Source organism: uncultured Parasphingorhabdus sp., from assembly GCF_963975735.1.
Lineage (GTDB): Bacteria > Pseudomonadota > Alphaproteobacteria > Sphingomonadales > Sphingomonadaceae > Parasphingorhabdus.
Genome location: NZ_CAXBIA010000001.1, coordinates 178,975 through 196,711, shown reverse-complemented (window position 1 = coordinate 196,711; position 17,737 = coordinate 178,975). Strand labels below are relative to the sequence as shown.

Sequence of the window (17,737 nt, the reverse complement as noted above, 5' to 3'; positions counted from 1 at the left end):
CGATACTGCGTAATTAATTTGTTCCTCAGCAGCTCAAATTAGCGCGAATCAGTAAAACGTCACAAACAATCTCCAAGACCACCAGAACTTCAAAAAATACCTATCTTTCTGTATTTTTCGTAGTTAAGCAGCGCCCTAGTTTGGCTATATGTAGCCATGCCGACATACAAAGCTACTAGGATTGCATCAATGGCCCAGCCTTCCTATCATGATAATCCGAGATATGATGTGCTCAGCATCATTCCTGCGGGGCGATTTGAATCCATACTCGAGGTCGGTGGTGGGAATTTCCCTACATTGCGCGTCTTAGAAAGCTCACATGGAGCCAGCGTATGGGGCGTCGATATTCGTCGGCCTGACGTAGTGCTGGACAACTTCGTTTTGGGGTCAATCACCGATCCTGATGTAGTTGCTAAGTTGCCCGGCGAATTTGACCTCATTGTGGCAAATGACGTGATCGAACATATAGAGAATACTGAGGCATTTTTTGAAGTTCTTTTCCGAATGTTGGGTACAGGCGGGATGTTGGTGCTATCCGTTCCTAATGTTCGCCAAGTACGTGCAGCATATCACATTTTTGCAAGAGGCACGTTTCCTCGAGACGAGGCCGGCCTGTTTGATCGCACCCATTTACGCTGGTTTTGCAAAAGCGATGTAGTTTTGGTCGCGGAGCAGGCTGGTTTCACTTTAGATTACTGGCAAGGATCAGGTCGCTTAGTTCCCAACATTTTAAAACATTCCATTTTTGCAGAATTCTTGGCTTTGCAAAACCTATTCATATTCAGAAAATGACCCTTTTCCAATTGACTGCATTTTTTTCGGTTGGCGCCATGATGGCGTCTTTTTTAGTAGAGTCCTCATCATGGTGGATCAAAGCAGCTTGCCCGACAGGGAAGATTGGTCTTTATGTAAGCCGTTCGAATATATATCTCTATTTCGGAAGGTTTTTTACTCTCGCCTATAGCGCCCTCATAGCGCTGAGTATCGAAAAAGGATCTCAGGCGAATTTTGTTTCACTTATACTTGCTCTCGGATTCTTGGCAGCTTTTTCCACTCACATCTTGCTTTTGCTTGGTGGCAAACCCACAGAGATAACGGTTAGATTGCTTAGCCGAACCCTTCGATTGCCTAGCGGCGATCTACAACCCTCCGCACATCGAAAATTTGATCGGAAAATTGTCGTTCACACGGCCACGGCTTCTTTCTGTTTCAGTATCGGTATAACATTACCACTTCTTTTGGCAGTAATGATACCGCAATATCGCATGTCCTTAACTTATGCGGGACAAATCGTAAACGCTGTTGGAACTATATTATTGCTTTTTATGGTCGATCAGCGCCTGTTTAAATCTCTTGATGAGGGAACGCTGCAACATGATTTACCAAGTTATAGTTTAGGGAGGGCCGTAGCTCTCGGCTTAGCATCTGCTATATGTTTTCTAATATTCATTGCAGTGCAGCATAATTGAATTGGTTTGGGGGTACTCTTGAAGCCCCAACTTTTAAGATATAGTAATCTTGAGCGTTGTTTCATTCGAGCATATCGCGTAATTTGGTATGAAATTTTTTTGGATCCTTTTATAAATGTATGGCGAGATTATGAGCACTGTTACACTTATACAACCTAAGCGCTTCAACGATGAACGGGGTTGGTTCACCGAGACGTATAATAAAACAGCATTTTCAAAGCTCGGGATTGCCTGCTCATTCTTGCAAGACAATCATTCGCTTTCGATTCCCGCGTTCACCCTTCGAGGACTCCATTTTCAAATCCCTCCGCACGGCCAAGACAAACTTGTTCGGTGCATCCGCGGAAGAATTTTTGATGTTGCGGTTGACGTCCGCGCTGGCTCTCCAACTTATGGTAAATGGGTCGGAGCGGAACTAAGTGCAGATAATGGACATCAGCTATTTGTCCCCATCGGTTTTGCCCATGGATTTTTGACACTCGAACCGCGTTGCGAGGTTGTCTATAAATGCTCGGGATTTTATGCTCCGCAACATGATGGTGGCATTATTTGGAACGACGCGGACGTTGGTATCGAGTGGCCTCTGCCGCTCAATACCATGCCAGAATTGTCGGCAAAAGACCGACAGTTGCAATCACTTGCTGAATTTGAAAGCCCTTTCAATTTTGATGGCCAAGCTTTAGAGCCGCTTTTTTAATATTGGGATTCTACAAATGCGCATTATGGTCACCGGCGGCGCTGGCTTCATTGGCTCAGCCTTGATACGACATCTGATTGCGCACACAGAACATTCCGTACTAAATTTCGATAAGCTCACTTATGCCGGCTCGCTTACTACGGTTGACACAGTTGCGAACAACGCCCGATATACATTCGTGCAAGGAGATATTTGCGACAGCGACGCGGTGAGATCCGCGATCGGCGAGTTTCGTCCAGATATTATCGCACATCTTGCGGCAGAGAGCCATGTCGACCGTTCAATCGACGGGCCAGGCGCATTTATTCAGACTAATTTGGTTGGCACATACATCATGCTGGCCGAAACTCTTGCATACTGGCAAGAGTTAAAAGACGTTGCGAAGGCCTCCTTCCGTTTCCATCACATTTCGACCGACGAGGTATACGGGTCCTTAGGGAAGGACGGGCTGTTTACAGAAGACACGTCCTACGACCCACGATCACCCTATTCTGCTAGCAAAGCAGGCTCAGACCACCTAGTCTCGGCTTGGGGTCACACGTTCCAACTGCCGGTGCTAATCACAAATTGTTCGAACAATTACGGCCCCTATCACTTTCCCGAAAAACTAATACCGTTGATTATTGCAAAAGCCTTGGATGGAGAAGATTTACCTATTTATGGTAAAGGTGATCAGGTGCGGGATTGGCTTTATGTCGAAGATCACGCACGTGCTTTGCAAGCTGTTCTTGAAAATGGCGAGCCGGGACGGACCTACAATATAGGGGGCCATAACGAAAAACAGAATATCGAGGTAGTCCGGACGCTTTGCGCAATCCTTGATGTTCTTCGCCCGCGATCCGATGGAAATTCCTATGATTCCCAGATTACCCATGTTGCAGATCGTCCTGGGCATGATCTTCGCTATGCAATTGATGCGTCGCGCATCGCAGCCGAGTTAGACTGGACACCTCAGGAAACATTCGAAAGTGGCATTCGAAAAACGGTTGAGTGGTATCTGGAAAACGAAGCTTGGTGGCGCCCCTTAGTCAAGGCGAATGCAGCAAGACGGCGCGGGATTACGAATTAATCTCATGACACGAGCGATATTAATCACAGGGGCTGGCGGGCAGCTCGGAACTGAGCTCCAACGGTTGAAATGGACTAGTGCATTTGAGCCGGTGGCAATGAACCGTTCCATGTTAGACTTGGAAGATACCAACGCAATAGCAAACGCGGTGACTAATGGGCATGATGGCAATCCGTGGGGTGCCGTTGTGAATGGGGCAGCGTACACTGCGGTTGATCGAGCCGAAAGCGAACAGGTCGATGCTTGGAAGATAAATGCACTGGCGCCTGCAGCTTTCGCCCAGGTTTGTGCGGATGCTGGCGTGCCGATGATCCAGCTTTCGACCGATTACGTTTTTTCAGGTACATCCGCTAATGCGTGGAACGTGAACGATCCAGTTGATCCCTTGAATGTGTATGGCGCATCTAAGTTGGGTGGGGAGCTGGCCGTACGATCAAGTGGTTCCCGCTATGCAATTATCCGTACTGCATGGATTGTCTCTGCCCATGGTTCAAATTTTGTGAAGACTATGCTGCGTCTTGCGACGGAGCATAGCAGAATACGCGTCGTCGGCGATCAAATAGGTAGCCCCACATCTGCTGCAGACCTCGCTGCTGCTGTGCAGACAATCGCGGTCGCCATGGCGGAAGATGATGCCATTCATTCGGGGACTTTTCATTTTAGTAACAAGGGAGCTACTAATTGGGCAGCGTTTGCTGAGGAAATTTTCCGGCAGTCGCGATTGCGCGGTGGCCCCGCTGCTGAAGTCGAAACAATCACATCAGCTGACTACCCTACCGCTGCAGTGCGGCCGACCAATTCTTTACTTAACCACGATGCTATTGAGGCAGAATATGGCATTATTCCGCGTTCATGGGCAGAAGCAATAAGCGACATTCTCGATGAACTAATTGGAATGCCGAATAACAAGGAGATTTTCTAATGAAAGGCATCATCCTCGCCGGCGGCACTGGGTCCCGTTTGCATCCCGCTACGTTGGCGGTCAATAAGCAGCTGCTTCCAGTTTATGACAAACCAATGATATATTATCCTCTCAGCGTTCTCATGCTTGCCGGGATACGTGATGTACTTATTATCTCTAGCCCGGAATATCTTTCCAATTACAGGGAGTTGTTCGGGGATGGCTCCGCTATCGGCCTAACTATTTCCTACGCGGAACAACCTCGACCTGAAGGCTTGGCGCAAGCTTTTACTATCGGTGCGGATGCGGGCTTTCTGACGGATCAAGATCACGTCGCACTAGTGTTAGGCGACAACATCTTTTTCGGTGCACATCTTACTGAACTCCTTGCAAGCGCGGTTGCGCGCACGGACGGTGCGACAGTTTTCAGTTATCAGGTTGAAGATCCCGAGCGATATGGCGTAGTCGAACTGGGCGAAGGCGGGCGTGCCTTAAGCCTAGAGGAAAAGCCAGATAAACCAAAATCAAACAACGCAGTGACAGGTCTTTATTTCTACGATGGTCAAGTAGTGGAATATGCTCGTAAATTGAAGCCGTCAGCCCGTGGTGAGCTTGAGATCACTGATCTCAATCGCCTGTATATGGAAGCTGGCGACCTATACGTCGAGCAGATGGGGCGCGGCTATGCTTGGCTAGATACAGGCACTCATGATAGTCTCTTGGAAGCGAGTGAATTCGTGCGCACCTTACAACATCGCCAAGGTATTCAAATTGCCTGCCTCGAAGAAATCGCGTTTGAAAAAGGGTTTATTTCTGCCGAGCAGGCGAAATTGCGCGGAGAAATGTTTGCGAAAACGGCTTATGGAAAGGCAGTGTTGCGCGCAGTGGCCAGAAAGTCAGCTTGAGTGGAAGGAAGTGACGGAGTCATGAGCCTGAAAGCGCCTGGCCAAATTTTTTTTTATAATCGTCATCGACAAGGCAAATAGCCCTCAACTGTATTCCCGACCCTCATTCACAGATCGCTCTAGGGGTCTTGTTATTACATCTTTGGCGTGGATAGGCTTCCATCGCGGCTGCCTGAGATCATACGATTCACGAGCCAGCACCTCGAAGCTTTTGGAGCCGGTCGTATCGCCGAGCAGTTGCGAACGGATAAACGCATGTCGCGGATCACGACATGCGCTCAGCAATTTACGCGCTTCTTTTCTTTGCGCCTTTCTCAGGCGTCGGCCAAGGATATATCGGGGTGGGTTCCTAGGATCAGCAGTTACTCCTTGTTCCCGAATCGGAACTTGAATCGCCACGTCTTGCGCCCTTTTTTTGAAACATGAAGGGAAAAGCTGTTTCCATCGCTTATTTTATACGGTTTTTCCTTTGCAGCCGCAGCTCTTACCGCTTTGTCCGTCAGCATTTTTTACCCCCTTTCTGGTAGACCCGTACCCCCCAATATACCCCCACTTTGCTTTGGATGAGCTTGGATTGGGCTGGACGGAATCTATAAGAAATCGCTGAAAAAACTTAGATTTTCAAGCGTTTCTGGACGGTAGAGGATTTGGCTGGAAAAGCCAGTGGAGGACACGGAGGGATTCGAACCCTCGAAGGACCGTGAGGCCCTTGCCTCCTTAGCAGGGAGGTGGTTTCAGCCGCTCACCCACGTGTCCGCGCAGTTGGCTAGAGGACGCGCTATAACCATGCACAGCCTTCGCTGCAACGGGTAAAGTTACCCTTGTGAAAACGGATCAGAAAAGGCGGTTATCCGTGCGATTTTGACCAAAGGACTCGAACCGCCGCAGAATCGACTCATTTCGTCGTCCGTTCATTGCGCGGTCATGCGCAACAGCCGAGGGCCGTGACTGGCTGGTATTGGGAAGGAGTTTACCCATGTTACCGTTGTGCATGAAGAAATTTTTGGGGCTATTTGCTGTTTTGGCCCTCGCCACTGCACCTGGTCTGTCCCCGGCATTTGCCCAGGTGCAGAATATCGATCCGAATGATGCGATCGATGCCGATCTGGCGACGCCGGACTATGACGGAAATTTTTCGGCCGATAGCGCGGGACCCAGCATGGTCGACGATGCTGCGATCGACAGCGATATCAACGCGGATATTGTAGCTCCATACGACCCGGCGACAAGCACGGGCCAGACCGGCAGCACCATGACCACCCCCGCCGATGACAGCAATACCTATCAGGACGATGATCTGATCGGAGCGGCGGAAGGCGTATTCGGCAAGGGCGCGAAAGGCCTGGCCGAAGTCATCGAAGATATTCTGAAAAAGCAGGGCCGCCCCAATGCCTATATCGCCGGACGCGAAGCCAGCGGGGCTTTTGTTGTCGGACTGCGCTACGGTTCGGGCAAGCTCTACCACAAGGTAGAAGGCGAGCGCCCGGTCTACTGGACCGGACCTTCGATCGGCTTTGATTTCGGCGGCAACGCGGCGAATACCTTCGTGCTGGTCTACAATCTCTATGATAGCGAAGAATTATACCAGCGCTTCCCGGCTGGCGAAGGCGCGGCCTATTTCATCGGCGGCTTCCACGTCAGCTATTTGCGCAGCGGCGACAAGGTGCTGATCCCGGTACGGCTCGGCGCCGGTCTCAGGCTCGGCGCGAATGTCGGCTATATGAAGTTCAGCAAGAAACAGAAATGGCTGCCGTTCTGAGGGACTGATGGGTCGCCTCCTGCTTTCGGGTCAGGCCAGCGAACGGACCTTTTCCATCCGCGCCAGATAACGCGCCAATATATCAATCTCGAGATTGACCGCACGACCGCTGTCCAGATCGCCCAATGTGGTGACCTGCGCGGTATGGGGAATGATGTTTAGGGTGAACAGCGCGCCCTCTTCGTCGTCGGTGATCGCGTTCACGGTCAGCGAGACTCCATCGACCGTGATCGACCCCTTGGCGGCAATGAAAGGCGCCAGGTCTTTTGACACCCGGATGATGATCTCTCTCGAATCACCGGCAATCTTGCTGGAAACCACTTCGCCGACGCCATCGACATGACCGGTGACGATATGACCGCCCAGTTCATCGCCGACCTTCAGCGCCCGTTCCAGATTGAGCCGCCCTCCGGCGGCAAAAAGTCCCTGGGCCGTGCAGGAAAGCGTCTCGCCCGAAACGTCGACCGCGAACCAGTCGGGCCCTTTGTCGACCACCGTCAGGCAAACGCCCGAGCAGGCAATCGACGCGCCCATATCGACGCTGGCCATGTCATAGCCGCACTGGATCTGCACGCGCAGGTCGCCGCGCTGGTCGAGCGACGAAATCATGCCGATATCTGAAACAATGCCTGTGAACATGGGCGATCCTATTTTCTGAGCCTATTTGCCGTAAACCGAGCGGAACCTAGGCTGCACGGTCATATATCTCAAGCATATCCTGCCCCAGCTGGTGCTGTTCGCTACGCCGCCACTGACCGTGGGCGTCGCCGAGCTTTTCCAGCCCGATATCACCAATGCCGGGCAGGCCGCCGCCGATGACGATTGGCGCGCGATAGAGCAACAGCCGGTCTACCAGACCCGCTTGCAGGAACGATGTCGCGGTTTTGGCGCCACCTTCGACGAGCAGCCAGTTGATATCGGCCAGATCCGCTATCGCCGCCGGTTCGGAAATTTGCAGCCAATGCGCCGGCATATCCGGATCATTGCCCAGCAGGACGGGCTGCGGCGAGCGGTCAGTCAAGCCGTCAAGCCGGACATCCAGTCCCGGCTTGTCGATTCTTGCCGTTCCGGCTCCGACCAAAATGGCATCGCTGCGCGCACGCTCGAGATGGGCATGGGCCCGCGCCCGGTCGCCGGTGATCCACTGGCTCGACCCGTCGGCCATGGCGATGCAGCCATCCAGCGACATCGCCAGTTTGAGGGTGACAAAGGGTCGGGCATTTTCAAGTCGACACAGGAAACCGGCCATTGCGCGCCGCGCCTTCGGTTCGCGGATGCCGACCGAAACAGGAATACCTGCGTCGCCCAGCCGGTCAATGCCTCTGCGCCGGGTCCGTTCATCCGCATCAAGCGTCGCGACAATCACTCTTTTGGGTTTGGCATCGATGATCGAATTGCTGCAGGTCGGGCCCCGGCTGCTTTCATGGGCACAGGGCTCCATGGTGACATATATATCCGCGCCTTTGGCAGAAGCACCCGCCTGAGCCAGCGCCATTTCCTCGGCATGCGGTCGTCCGCCCGGCTGGGTCCAGCCACGGCCGATGATCACACCTTGCTTGACGATGACGCAACCGACATTGGGATTGGCACCGGTGCGGCCACGGCCGCGCTCCGACAGAGCCAGCGCGACTGCCATATATTGTGCATCGCCAACAGGGTCTAGCATTGCAGGCCGGCGGGACGTTCCACCTCTACCTCGCCGCGCGCCAGACGTTCCGCGATCGCTTCGCGTTCGATTTCGTCGACATCCATGCCGGACATCCGTCCCAGCGATTTCACCGCTTCGCGCCGCTTTGTTTCCAACTTGTCCTTCAGGCACTGGATTTCCCAGCGGTCTTTCAGGATTTCCTCATCGGTCCGGTCGGTCGTCCAGTTTTCGACATAAATGACCTCCTGCGGTACATAAGTATATGTATTCACCTTGGGATCGAGCCAGAAAAGGAACAATATGATCGACGTGCAGGCAATCGCCAATACCGCCGGAAGCAGGCGCTCCCCCGGTTCACTCTGGCGGAAAACGGCGACCAAGTCGCCAAAGCCGCCGGTCACTGATACATCTTTCAACAGGCCCATTTGCTCCAAATAGTGCGGACGCACCCGGATGACCAGCCCTTCCCGCAAATTTGCTCCGGGAAGATTCGGACCAGCCACCCGGCGTGGCTATCAACCGTTGATTTCAAAGCGGACTTTCAGCGTCATCCAGCTCTCCACCGGCTTTCCGTCCTTGGTCGCAGCGGTGAAACGCCATTTTCCCAGCGCCTGTTTGCGCGTTGCGGTCCAGAAATCCTCGTGCGGTGATTCGATCAACTGGATGTCCTTCACCCGGCCGTCGGTGCCGACCAGCACCCGGACACTGACTGTGCCCTCGATTTCCCGGCGCAATTGCCCGACCGGATAAGCAGGCTGGAAATCGCCGGCATAACGCCTGTTCAGGCTCGCGCCGACGATCACGGGATCCGGCGCAATTTTTATCGGATCGATGCGAATCGCGTCGCCAAAGCCACCAGACCCGGCCTTGATTTCGACATTGCCGTAATTGTTGACCGGAACAAACGGATCAGGAACATCGATATTGATCGACCGTTCAGGCAGCGTTTGCCTTGTTGGACTGGCTATTTTGATTTCGGGCTTCTTGTCTTCGATGACCGGTTCGGGTGGCGTCTGCACCTTCACCGGAAAGGCAATGATGGTCCCCTTGAATTTCTCCGGCGCCACTATTTCGGGCATCGCCATCGCGCCGGCAATGATCAGCGCGTGAACGCCAACCGCCATCGCCACGCCTTTGGAGCGGGGCGTCTTGTTCTCGTAAACGGAAACATAGCTCATGATCCTATCCTCTCAACCATCCTCAGAAATGGCGAAGCGGCCGGCGCCTGTTTGACTATCTGACCCCATCGCCAACTGTAATGATATACCATTACATCAGTTATTGCAAACAAGTTGCTCCAGTGATAGAAATCATTATTTTAGAGTTGGTTAGGTAGTAGCTTTGGCCAGTCTGGCGAGTGCACCCTCATGACCGATCAAGGGGAGCAAGGCGTTCATATCCGGACCATGGTCGAGTCCGGTCAGCGCCTGGCGCAGCGGCATGAACAGTGGCTTTCCCTTGCGCCCCGTCTCTTCCTTGAGCGCTCCGGTAAGGTCTTTCCAGATGTCAAAAGATGCTTCCAAATCTTCCATTTTATCATGGGCGATCGACAAAAACTCCCGGTCTTCCGGCGAGAATTCGGGCAAGGATATAGGACCCGTTACCACCTGCCACCATTGGCCGACATCGCCCATATCGTGCAGATTGGGACGGATGACAGCCCAGGCATCAGCAGTCATCGCTTCGGGCAGGCGACCTTTGACATCGTCATAATCCAGCAGATGCACGATCTTCTGGTTGAGCTGCGCCAGCTCTTCATCGTCAAAGCGTGCCGGTGCGCGGCCGAAACGGGCAAAGTCGAAACTGGCAATCAGTTGCTCGACATCGGCAATCGGCTCGACCGGATCGCTGGTTCCGATGCGGGCGAGCAAGGCAACGATCGCCTGCGGTTCGATATTCTTCTCGCGAAAACTGCTGACACCAAGCGAGCCGAGTCGTTTGGAAAGCTTGCCCTCGGTACCGACCAGCAATGCTTCATGGGCAAATTCCGGCGGTTTTGCGCCAAGCGCATGGAACATCTGGATCTGCACCGCAGTATTTGCAACATGGTCCTCGCCGCGCACGACATGAGTAATCCCCATCTCGATATCGTCGATTGCCGAGGGCAGCATATAGAGCCAGCTGCCGTCTTCGCGGAGAATGACGGGATCGGACAGCAGCGCCGGATCGAAATTCTGGTCGCCCCTGATCAGGTCTGTCCAGGTGATCAGCGTTCCGTGATCCAGCTTGAAGCGCCAGTGGGGCTTGCGCCCTTCGGCTTCATAGGCAGCAACCTGCTCTGCGGTCAGGTCGAGTGCCGCGCGATCATAAATCGGCGGTTTTCCACGACCGAGCTGGATCTTGCGCTTGAGGTCGAGTTCCTGCGCGGTTTCATAGGCGGGATAAACCCGTCCATCCGCCTTCAGCTTCGCCAGATGTTCTTCATAGCGGTCAAAGCGCGACGACTGCCGTTGTTCTTCGTCGGCCGCCAGACCGAGCCATGCCAGATCGGCCCGGATCGCGTCGACATATTCATCCTTCGACCGCTCGGCATCGGTATCATCGAGACGCAGCAGAAATGTACCGCCCTCTTTCTTCGCGAACATCCAGTTGTGGAGCGCGGTGCGGATATTGCCGACATGAAGGTGGCCCGTGGGAGACGGAGCAAAGCGGGTTTTTAAGGTCATACGGTCCTAAATGCGTTGGTTATCGGATAGCGCCGGTCGCGGCCGAAATTTCTGGTGCCGAGCTTGACGCCCGGCGGGGCCTGTCGGCGTTTATATTCGGCGATATAGAGCAGCCGCTCGATCCGTACCACCGTTTCGCGGTCGAAGCCGCGCGCGACCAGATCATTGACCGATAATTCTTCCTCGATCAGGCCGTGCAGCAGCGGATCGAGAATCTCGTAATCCGGCAGGCTGTCGCTGTCTTTCTGATCCTCCCGGAGCTCTGCGCTCGGCGGCTTTGTGATCACCGTCTCCGGCATCACCGGACCATCGGGGCCCAATCCCAGACTTGGCTTGTTGCGGTTACGCCATGCCGAAAGTTTGAAAACGGTCAGCTTATAGGCGTCTTTGAGTACCGAATAGCCGCCCGCCATATCGCCGTAGATAGTGGCATAGCCGACGCTCATCTCGCTCTTGTTGCCGGTGGTCAGCAGCATATGACCGAATTTATTGGAGAGCGCCATCAGCGTGACTCCGCGAATCCGTGACTGGATGTTTTCCTCAGTGATATCGACATTGCTGTCGGCAAAACTGTCCTCGAGCATCGCATCAAAGCCTTCGATCGCCGGACTGATCGGGATAGTGTCCAGCCTTGTACCCAGCATTTTCGCGCAGCCTTCGGCGTCGTCGAGACTTTCCTGCGACGTGAAGCGCGATGGCATCATCACGTTCCACACCCGGTCCGCACCCAATGCGTCGACCGCGACCGCCGCAGACAAGGCGCTGTCGATTCCGCCGGAAAGTCCCAGCAGGACTCCGGGAAAACGGTTGCGGTTCACATAATCGCGCAATCCAACGATCATCGCATTGTAAATATCGGCAGGATGATCATCGAGCTGATGAATCTCGCCCGGCGCGCAAGTCCACTTACCGCCTTCCAGCGACCAATGGGTGTCGACGATTGCCTCGTCCCAGTCGGGCAGCTGATGCATCACCCTGGTGTCACCGTTGAGCACGAAACTGGCGCCATCGAAGACAATTTCATCCTGTCCGCCAACCCGGTTCAGGAACAACAGGGGAATACCGGTTTCCCTTACCCGCTGCGTCGCCACCTGGCCGAGGCGCTTATCGTCCTTCTCGATCTCATAGGGGCTGCCGTGAACCGACACGAACAATTGCGTGCCCCGAGATTTCAAGTGATTACAAACGGTCGAAAACCAGACATCCTCGCAGATCGGCAAGCCGATCTTGCAGCCCTTGAATATAATCGGTTCCGGCATCGAACCGGAATCAAAGAGCCGCTTTTCGTCAAATGTACCGTAGTTTGGCAGCTCGACCTTGTAGCGGATATCCTGGATATGGCCATCCGCCAGCAGCGCTATGCCATTATAGAGCTTATCCTCTTCGCGAAACACCGATCCTACCAGCATTGCCGGCCCCGGCCCTGCGGTCGCGGCGGCCAGCCGGTTGAGTTCCGCTTCAGCGCGCTCCCATAAAGCCGGCTTTAGCACCAGATCTTCGGGCGGATAGCCGATCAGCTGCAGCTCGGGAAACACGACCAAGTCGCTATCCGGCCGCGCGCCGTGCGCCGCGATCATTGCGTCGGCATTGCCGCGCAAATCGCCTACGCTCTGCGTCAATTGCGCCATGGTGATGATAAGCTTTTCGGTCATCGCGCCCTGATAGAAAGGGCCACAGTGCTGGGCAATCGAAATAAACGCAAATACGGACTTTTGATTTCATGGCCACCTGTCTAACAGGGTGGCAAAATTAACATGAGGTTCCGTTGGAGATTCTTGCGGGCCGCTGGATCGGGGAACGCAACTATGAAACTCATGTCGGGCAATAGTAATCTGCCACTCGCTACCGAAATTGCCGCATATCTGGATATTCCGCTCACCGATGCGAGCGTCAAGCGCTTTGCCGATGACGAGATTTTCATCGAGATCCACGAAAATGTTCGCGGCGAAGACGTCTTTGTCGTCCAGTCGACCAGTCATCCGGCCAATGACAATCTGATGGAACTGCTGATCAGTATCGATGCCCTGCGTCGCGCTTCGGCCAAGCGGATCACGGCGGTCATTCCCTATTTCGGTTATGCACGGCAGGATCGGAAGCCGGGACCGCGCACCCCGATTTCGGCCAAGCTAGTAGCAAACCTAATTACCGAAGCGGGTGCCGACCGAGTACTGACAGTTGATCTTCACGCCGGTCAGATTCAGGGCTTTTTCGATATCCCCACCGATAACCTCTACGGCGCGCCGGTTATCAGTGAAGATATCATCAAGCGTCATAGCGACAAGGACATCATGGTCGTATCCCCTGATGTCGGCGGCGTGGTTCGCGCCCGGGCATTGGCAAAGCGGCTAGACAACGCGCCTCTGGCCATCGTCGACAAACGTCGCGAGCAGGCCGGAGTTTCCGAAGTCATGAACATCATCGGCGATGTCAAAGGCCGGTTCTGCATCATGATCGACGATATTGCCGACAGCGCCGGAACCTTGTGTAATGCGGCGGATGCATTGATTGAAGCCGGTGCAACCGACGTCGTTTCCTATATCACCCACGGCGTATTGTCCGGCAAGGCGGTCGAACGGGTGAACGCCTCCCAGCTCCGCAAGCTGATCATCACCGACACCATCCGTGCGCCGCAATCGGCGCTCGATTCCAATAAGATTCGAGTCCTTCCGATCGCACCGCTACTCGGCGAGGCGATCAAGCGGATCGCGGATGAAAGCTCGGTCAGCAGCTTGTGGGATTAATCCCGCCCGGAATATCCAATATATGGAGACGCCAATGCCTAGTTTCGAACTGCTGCTGAAATATCGCGTTCACATCGCGATATTGGCGATTTTCATCTCGCTGTTCGCCTGGTTTACCGAATGGGCGGACTGGGTCTATGTCTGCCCTTATTGTCGGGCCCAAAGAACCGTCATCGGACTGCTGGGCCTGCTCCTGCTTGCCAATCCCCAGCACTGGTTGAACCGATGGATAGCATCAACGCTAGCCGCATTGGGCCTGATCGTTGCAGGGATGCAGCATTTCAATGGCTGGAAAAAGATCATGTCCGGCGAGTTTACATGGGGCGACTATTGGTGGGCCAATGCCTGGGTTCTCTCCGGCTGCGCCATGTTCATTATCACCGGGCTGATCCTTTATCTATGGGCCTGGCGAACAAGCCTGGCGGAGACCGACGATCAATGACTCCTGAAGGTATTGCTTCTGCAAGGCGGCACACCGACGGATGCTCGTTAAGCAGACTGCCGGATTGAACATCGAATGGATGAACCGCCAAAGTCGATTCTGATACTGGGCGCATATGGTTTCATTGGCAGCGCCATTGCCAATGCGCTTTCAGCCGCTGGGCATCGAGTCACCGGCTTTGGGCGCGACATCTCCTACGGGCGGTCCATTCTTCCTCAAATAGAGTGGCGGCAGGGTGATCTCAGCCAATATTGCTGCCCGCAAAGTTGGTCGCCCATACTCCGAAATATCGATGTCGTTATCAATGCGAGTGGCGTTTTGCAGTCGAGCCCCGGGAATGACGTGACTGTAACGCAAGCCGACGCGATTATCGCACTGGGTTCGGCCTGCGAAGCATCGGGCATTTCCTGCTTCATCCAGATTTCTGCGTGCGGAGCGTCCGATCAAGCTCCGGTTGATTTTATGCAAAGCAAAGCGCGCGCTGACCGATATTTGCTCGCATCATCATTGAACGCAATCATATTCCGCCCTGGATTGGTCATCGGTCGCAACAGCTACGGCGGCACCGAGCTTATCCGGATGATCGGCGCCATGCCTTATTTTACACCACATCTCTCGAAGATGGGCCAAGTGCAAACAATATCCCTATCTGAAGTCGCGGATGCGGTGGCGCGCGCAGTCACAACACCAGCAGAATTTGCCGGTTCTCACGACCTGGTCGAGGAAGAGCCCCAGTCGCTAAACCACATCATTGCACGCCATCGCGAATGGCTGAATTTCGCTCCGGCACGTTGGCATATCCCGATTAGTCCATTCTTGATGAAGTTGGCTGCGAACATTTCGGACGGGCTGGGTTGGTTGGGATGGCGCTCCCCGTTACGGACCAACGCGGTTCGTTCGCTTATAGAAGGCGTGCAAGGAGATTTTCGTCAAACCAATGCGATATTGGGTCACCCGGCCAAGGCCCTGAATGAGATTCTCAATGAATATCCTGCCGGCAAACAAGATCGGATTCACGCCCGGCTGATGCTGGCAATGCCCCTGTTTCTCGGCGCACTTGTAATATTATGGCTGGGCTCCGGAATATTGGGACTGTTCAAGGTTGAAGAGGCCGCCGCCCTGCTGGGACAACAACTTTCCCCCGCCACCGCAAAATTGCTGGTAATCAGCGGCGCTTGGACTGACATCATTCTCGGCCTGGGCTTGCTGTTCCGTAAAACCGTGCGCTGGGCACTGACGGGAACTATAATAGTCACACTCGCCTATTTATTCGGTGGAGCAGTACTGACGCCCGGTCTTTGGCTTGATCCGTTGGCTCCGTTGATCAAGGCTATCGCCGCCATGGGCCTGTCCATCACCTGCCTGATTGCATTGGACAAGAGATGAGCGCCACGATTCTCTTCGCCCAATGGCTCCACATCATCGGAGCAACGGTTCTGATCGGAACTGGGGCGGGCATAGCGTTTTTCATGCTGATGGCCCACCGTACCGGAGATGCAAAGCTGATTGCGCATGTCGCCGACACGGTAGTGATCGCCGATTTTCTGTTTACGGCACTGGCGGTAATCGTGCAGCCAGTGACCGGCTTCTGGCTCGCTCATCTGCTCGGCTGGCCGATTATGACCCCGTGGATTCTCTGGTCCCTGGCTCTTTATGTTTTCATTGGGCTCTGCTGGCTCCCGGTAGTATATATTCAAATCCGCTTACGCAATCTGGCGAGGGATGCCGCCCGGAATCAGGTCGCCTTGACGGCGCAATATTACCGGCTTTACATAATATGGTTTGCACTTGGCATTCCAGCATTTTCAGCGATATTGGTCATTGTCTGGTTGATGCTCGCTAAAAGCCTTTTCTGATATTATAGGACGACCAATGACACCTAAAGACATCGATCTCGCGCAAAAACTGGCTGAAGCCGCCGGCGAAGCTATTCGTCCGTTCTTCCGCGCCAAATTTGATCAGGAAACCAAGGATGATTCATCGCCGGTAACCGAAGCGGATCGCGCGGCGGAAGCTGCCATGCGGACGATCATCGAGCGCGAGCGGCCCGATGACGGGATTATCGGCGAGGAATATGGCACCCGCAACGAAGGCGCGTCGCGGCAATGGGTACTCGATCCGATCGACGGTACCACCAGCTTTATCGCCGGCCGGCCGATATTCGGCACGTTGATCGCCTTGATGCAGGAAGGCTTCCCGTTGATCGGGATCATCGACCAGCCGATTTCAAAAGAACGCTGGGTCGGGGTTATCGGTCGCCCGACCATTTTCAACGGCCAGCCGGCAAAATCCTCGCGCTGCCGGGAGCTCAAGGACGCCGTCCTCGCCACCACCACACCGCATCAGTTTGACGAACATGATGCCGAACATTTCATGGGACTGGCCAGCAAGGTCGCGCCGCGCAAGATCATCTATGGTGGCGATTGCTATAATTACGGCCTGGTCGCCAGCGGCCATGTCGATGTGGTCTGCGAGGCGGGCCTGAAACTTCACGATTTCGCCGCCCTTGCCCCGATCGTCGACGGCGCCGGCGGGATGATGTGCGACTGGAACGGCGAACCGCTTCACGCGGAATCAGACGGCCACGTGCTGGCGATCGGGGATCACGCCCGGGTGGACGATATACTCGAGGCTATCGCCTGCCATCATTGATGGTCTTTACCTCGCAATAAAACTTGCTTTCCTGCCGAATCCCGCTAAAGACCCCCTTCCTATGTGATGCTCTGGCCAGTGTTGGGCTGCCACAAGTATCCGTAACGGTAACTTCTAGAGGAGACCAAAATGCCCAAGTTGAAGACCAAAAGTGGTGTGAAGAAACGCTTCAAAATCACCGCAACCGGTAAGGTCAAGCACGGCGTAGCCGGCAAACGCCACCGTTTGATGAGCCATAACAGCAAATATATCCGCCAGAACCGCGGCACCAAGAAATTGTGTGATGCGGATGCTCGGACAGTCAAGAAATGGGCGCCATACGGCCTGGGTTAATTCCCGCCGCAGCGACATTCAAACTTACAGGATATAGATTATGGCACGTGTCAAACGGGGTACGACCACTCGTACAAAACATAAAAGATTATTGGTACAGGCGAAGGGCTATTACGGCCGTCGCAAGAATACCATCCGCATCGCGCGGCAGGCTGTCGAAAAAGCCGGCCAATATGCGTATCGCGACCGCAAGGTCAAGAAACGGTCATTCCGCGCATTGTGGATCCAGCGTATCAACGCTGCGGTTCGCGCAGAAGGCATGACCTATGGCACGTTCATCCACGGCACCAAGCTGGCCGGGATTGAACTCGACCGTAAAGTAATGGCCGATCTGGCGATGAATGAACCTGCTATGTTTAGCGGCATCATCAAACAGGCGCAGGATGCTCTAGCGAAAGCTTAAGCATTTCCAGAAATTCAAAGAAGCGCCGGGGAGCAATCTCGCGGCGCTTTTT

At 54.2% G+C, this 17,737-nt stretch carries 20 protein-coding genes and 1 tRNA gene; 14 read left to right on the top strand and 7 right to left on the bottom strand.

Going from position 1 to position 17,737, the window contains the following annotated elements; all coding sequences use genetic code 11:
• The first annotated feature begins 189 nt into the window (after positions 1 to 189).
• From AACZ86_RS00955 to rfbA, 6 genes are all read left to right on the top strand, one after another.
• On the top strand, positions 190 to 792 hold the full coding sequence (locus AACZ86_RS00955; RefSeq protein WP_339688735.1) for a class I SAM-dependent methyltransferase: 603 nt from the start codon (positions 190 to 192) through the stop codon (positions 790 to 792).
• 11 nt (positions 793 to 803) lie between these two features.
• Complete coding sequence (locus tag AACZ86_RS00950) at positions 804 to 1,469, top strand: hypothetical protein (protein WP_339688734.1); 666 nt, start codon at positions 804 to 806, stop codon at positions 1,467 to 1,469.
• 130 nt (positions 1,470 to 1,599) lie between these two features.
• Positions 1,600 to 2,166 (top strand): dTDP-4-dehydrorhamnose 3,5-epimerase, encoded by a 567-nt coding sequence (gene rfbC / locus AACZ86_RS00945; RefSeq protein ID WP_339688733.1) that lies wholly within the window; start codon positions 1,600 to 1,602, stop codon positions 2,164 to 2,166.
• A 16-nt stretch (positions 2,167 to 2,182) separates the two neighbouring features.
• A complete protein-coding gene (rfbB, locus tag AACZ86_RS00940; protein ID WP_339688732.1) occupies positions 2,183 to 3,235 on the top strand; it encodes a dTDP-glucose 4,6-dehydratase in 1,053 nt (350 codons plus the stop codon).
• Positions 3,204 to 4,157: a dTDP-4-dehydrorhamnose reductase gene (gene rfbD / locus AACZ86_RS00935; RefSeq protein ID WP_339688731.1), complete on the top strand. Its 954-nt coding sequence runs from the start codon at positions 3,204 to 3,206 to the stop codon at positions 4,155 to 4,157. Before rfbB ends, rfbD begins: the two co-directional genes overlap by 32 nt.
• On the top strand, positions 4,157 to 5,041 hold the full coding sequence (gene rfbA, locus AACZ86_RS00930) for a glucose-1-phosphate thymidylyltransferase RfbA (RefSeq protein WP_339688730.1): 885 nt from the start codon (positions 4,157 to 4,159) through the stop codon (positions 5,039 to 5,041). Before rfbD ends, rfbA begins: the two co-directional genes overlap by 1 nt.
• 664 nt (positions 5,042 to 5,705) lie before the next feature.
• On the opposite strand, the gene AACZ86_RS00925 is transcribed toward rfbA, so the two are convergent.
• Positions 5,706 to 5,797: transfer RNA gene (locus AACZ86_RS00925), tRNA-Ser, on the bottom strand.
• 235 nt (positions 5,798 to 6,032) lie between these two features.
• Here AACZ86_RS00925 and AACZ86_RS00920 point away from each other — a divergent pair.
• Positions 6,033 to 6,800, top strand: coding sequence for a DUF1134 domain-containing protein (locus AACZ86_RS00920; protein ID WP_339689355.1), 768 nt, complete (start codon positions 6,033 to 6,035; stop codon positions 6,798 to 6,800).
• Positions 6,801 to 6,830: 30 nt separating this feature from the next.
• Here the strand turns inward: AACZ86_RS00920 and AACZ86_RS00915 are convergent, their stop codons facing one another.
• The 6 genes from AACZ86_RS00915 to AACZ86_RS00890 form a co-directional block, all read right to left on the bottom strand.
• Complete coding sequence (locus AACZ86_RS00915) at positions 6,831 to 7,439, bottom strand: riboflavin synthase (RefSeq protein WP_339688729.1); 609 nt, start codon at positions 7,437 to 7,439, stop codon at positions 6,831 to 6,833.
• A gap of 46 nt (positions 7,440 to 7,485) precedes the next feature.
• The gene (ribD, locus tag AACZ86_RS00910; protein WP_339688728.1) at positions 7,486 to 8,436 is read right to left on the bottom strand and encodes a bifunctional diaminohydroxyphosphoribosylaminopyrimidine deaminase/5-amino-6-(5-phosphoribosylamino)uracil reductase RibD; all 951 of its coding nucleotides are present in this window, start codon (positions 8,434 to 8,436) and stop codon (positions 7,486 to 7,488) included.
• A 23-nt stretch (positions 8,437 to 8,459) separates the two neighbouring features.
• On the bottom strand, positions 8,460 to 8,864 hold the full coding sequence (locus AACZ86_RS00905; protein WP_339688726.1) for a hypothetical protein: 405 nt from the start codon (positions 8,862 to 8,864) through the stop codon (positions 8,460 to 8,462).
• A 99-nt stretch (positions 8,865 to 8,963) separates the two neighbouring features.
• Positions 8,964 to 9,626 carry a TonB family protein gene (locus AACZ86_RS00900; RefSeq protein WP_339688725.1) on the bottom strand — a complete coding sequence of 221 codons (663 nt, stop codon included), beginning with the start codon at positions 9,624 to 9,626 and terminating at the stop codon, positions 8,964 to 8,966.
• A 150-nt stretch (positions 9,627 to 9,776) separates the two neighbouring features.
• A complete protein-coding gene (gene gltX / locus AACZ86_RS00895; protein ID WP_339688724.1) occupies positions 9,777 to 11,114 on the bottom strand; it encodes a glutamate--tRNA ligase in 1,338 nt (445 codons plus the stop codon).
• Positions 11,111 to 12,766, bottom strand: a complete 1,656-nt coding sequence (locus AACZ86_RS00890; RefSeq protein WP_339688723.1) for an NAD+ synthase — start codon at positions 12,764 to 12,766, stop codon at positions 11,111 to 11,113. Before AACZ86_RS00890 ends, gltX begins: the two co-directional genes overlap by 4 nt.
• A gap of 153 nt (positions 12,767 to 12,919) precedes the next feature.
• Here AACZ86_RS00890 and AACZ86_RS00885 point away from each other — a divergent pair, with 153 nt between their 5' ends.
• The 7 genes from AACZ86_RS00885 to rplT all read left to right on the top strand — a co-directional run bounded on the left by AACZ86_RS00885 (position 12,920) and on the right by rplT (position 17,685).
• Positions 12,920 to 13,855: a ribose-phosphate pyrophosphokinase gene (locus AACZ86_RS00885; protein ID WP_339688721.1), complete on the top strand. Its 936-nt coding sequence runs from the start codon at positions 12,920 to 12,922 to the stop codon at positions 13,853 to 13,855.
• A gap of 34 nt (positions 13,856 to 13,889) precedes the next feature.
• Positions 13,890 to 14,297 (top strand): hypothetical protein, encoded by a 408-nt coding sequence (locus AACZ86_RS00880; protein ID WP_339688720.1) that lies wholly within the window; start codon positions 13,890 to 13,892, stop codon positions 14,295 to 14,297.
• A gap of 75 nt (positions 14,298 to 14,372) precedes the next feature.
• Positions 14,373 to 15,683 (top strand): SDR family oxidoreductase, encoded by a 1,311-nt coding sequence (locus AACZ86_RS00875; RefSeq protein ID WP_339688719.1) that lies wholly within the window; start codon positions 14,373 to 14,375, stop codon positions 15,681 to 15,683.
• Positions 15,680 to 16,153, top strand: coding sequence for a DUF2269 domain-containing protein (locus AACZ86_RS00870; RefSeq protein WP_339688718.1), 474 nt, complete (start codon positions 15,680 to 15,682; stop codon positions 16,151 to 16,153). Before AACZ86_RS00875 ends, AACZ86_RS00870 begins: the two co-directional genes overlap by 4 nt.
• A gap of 16 nt (positions 16,154 to 16,169) precedes the next feature.
• Positions 16,170 to 16,949 (top strand): histidinol-phosphatase, encoded by a 780-nt coding sequence (hisN, locus tag AACZ86_RS00865; RefSeq protein WP_339688716.1) that lies wholly within the window; start codon positions 16,170 to 16,172, stop codon positions 16,947 to 16,949.
• 129 nt (positions 16,950 to 17,078) lie between these two features.
• Entirely contained in the window at positions 17,079 to 17,282 is a 204-nt protein-coding gene (gene rpmI, locus AACZ86_RS00860; RefSeq protein ID WP_066741203.1) for a 50S ribosomal protein L35, read from the top strand.
• A gap of 40 nt (positions 17,283 to 17,322) precedes the next feature.
• Positions 17,323 to 17,685 (top strand): 50S ribosomal protein L20, encoded by a 363-nt coding sequence (gene rplT / locus AACZ86_RS00855; RefSeq protein WP_176280444.1) that lies wholly within the window; start codon positions 17,323 to 17,325, stop codon positions 17,683 to 17,685.
• The last annotated feature ends 52 nt before the right edge of the window (positions 17,686 to 17,737 follow it).

Coding starts and splice junctions, on each gene's coding strand:
- AACZ86_RS00955 (WP_339688735.1), top strand. CDS start 190: ATGGCCCAGCCTTCCTATCATGATAATCCGAGATATGATGTGCTCAGC.
- rfbC (WP_339688733.1), top strand. CDS start 1,600: ATGAGCACTGTTACACTTATACAACCTAAGCGCTTCAACGATGAACGG.
- rfbB (WP_339688732.1), top strand. CDS start 2,183: ATGCGCATTATGGTCACCGGCGGCGCTGGCTTCATTGGCTCAGCCTTG.
- rfbD (WP_339688731.1), top strand. CDS start 3,204: ATGCAGCAAGACGGCGCGGGATTACGAATTAATCTCATGACACGAGCG.
- rfbA (WP_339688730.1), top strand. CDS start 4,157: ATGAAAGGCATCATCCTCGCCGGCGGCACTGGGTCCCGTTTGCATCCC.
- AACZ86_RS00920 (WP_339689355.1), top strand. CDS start 6,033: ATGAAGAAATTTTTGGGGCTATTTGCTGTTTTGGCCCTCGCCACTGCA.
- AACZ86_RS00915 (WP_339688729.1), bottom strand. CDS start 7,439: ATGTTCACAGGCATTGTTTCAGATATCGGCATGATTTCGTCGCTCGAC.
- ribD (WP_339688728.1), bottom strand. CDS start 8,436: ATGGCAGTCGCGCTGGCTCTGTCGGAGCGCGGCCGTGGCCGCACCGGT.
- AACZ86_RS00900 (WP_339688725.1), bottom strand. CDS start 9,626: ATGAGCTATGTTTCCGTTTACGAGAACAAGACGCCCCGCTCCAAAGGC.
- gltX (WP_339688724.1), bottom strand. CDS start 11,114: ATGACCTTAAAAACCCGCTTTGCTCCGTCTCCCACGGGCCACCTTCAT.
- AACZ86_RS00890 (WP_339688723.1), bottom strand. CDS start 12,766: ATGACCGAAAAGCTTATCATCACCATGGCGCAATTGACGCAGAGCGTA.
- AACZ86_RS00885 (WP_339688721.1), top strand. CDS start 12,920: ATGAAACTCATGTCGGGCAATAGTAATCTGCCACTCGCTACCGAAATT.
- AACZ86_RS00880 (WP_339688720.1), top strand. CDS start 13,890: ATGCCTAGTTTCGAACTGCTGCTGAAATATCGCGTTCACATCGCGATA.
- AACZ86_RS00875 (WP_339688719.1), top strand. CDS start 14,373: ATGGATGAACCGCCAAAGTCGATTCTGATACTGGGCGCATATGGTTTC.
- AACZ86_RS00870 (WP_339688718.1), top strand. CDS start 15,680: ATGAGCGCCACGATTCTCTTCGCCCAATGGCTCCACATCATCGGAGCA.
- hisN (WP_339688716.1), top strand. CDS start 16,170: ATGACACCTAAAGACATCGATCTCGCGCAAAAACTGGCTGAAGCCGCC.
- rpmI (WP_066741203.1), top strand. CDS start 17,079: ATGCCCAAGTTGAAGACCAAAAGTGGTGTGAAGAAACGCTTCAAAATC.
- rplT (WP_176280444.1), top strand. CDS start 17,323: ATGGCACGTGTCAAACGGGGTACGACCACTCGTACAAAACATAAAAGA.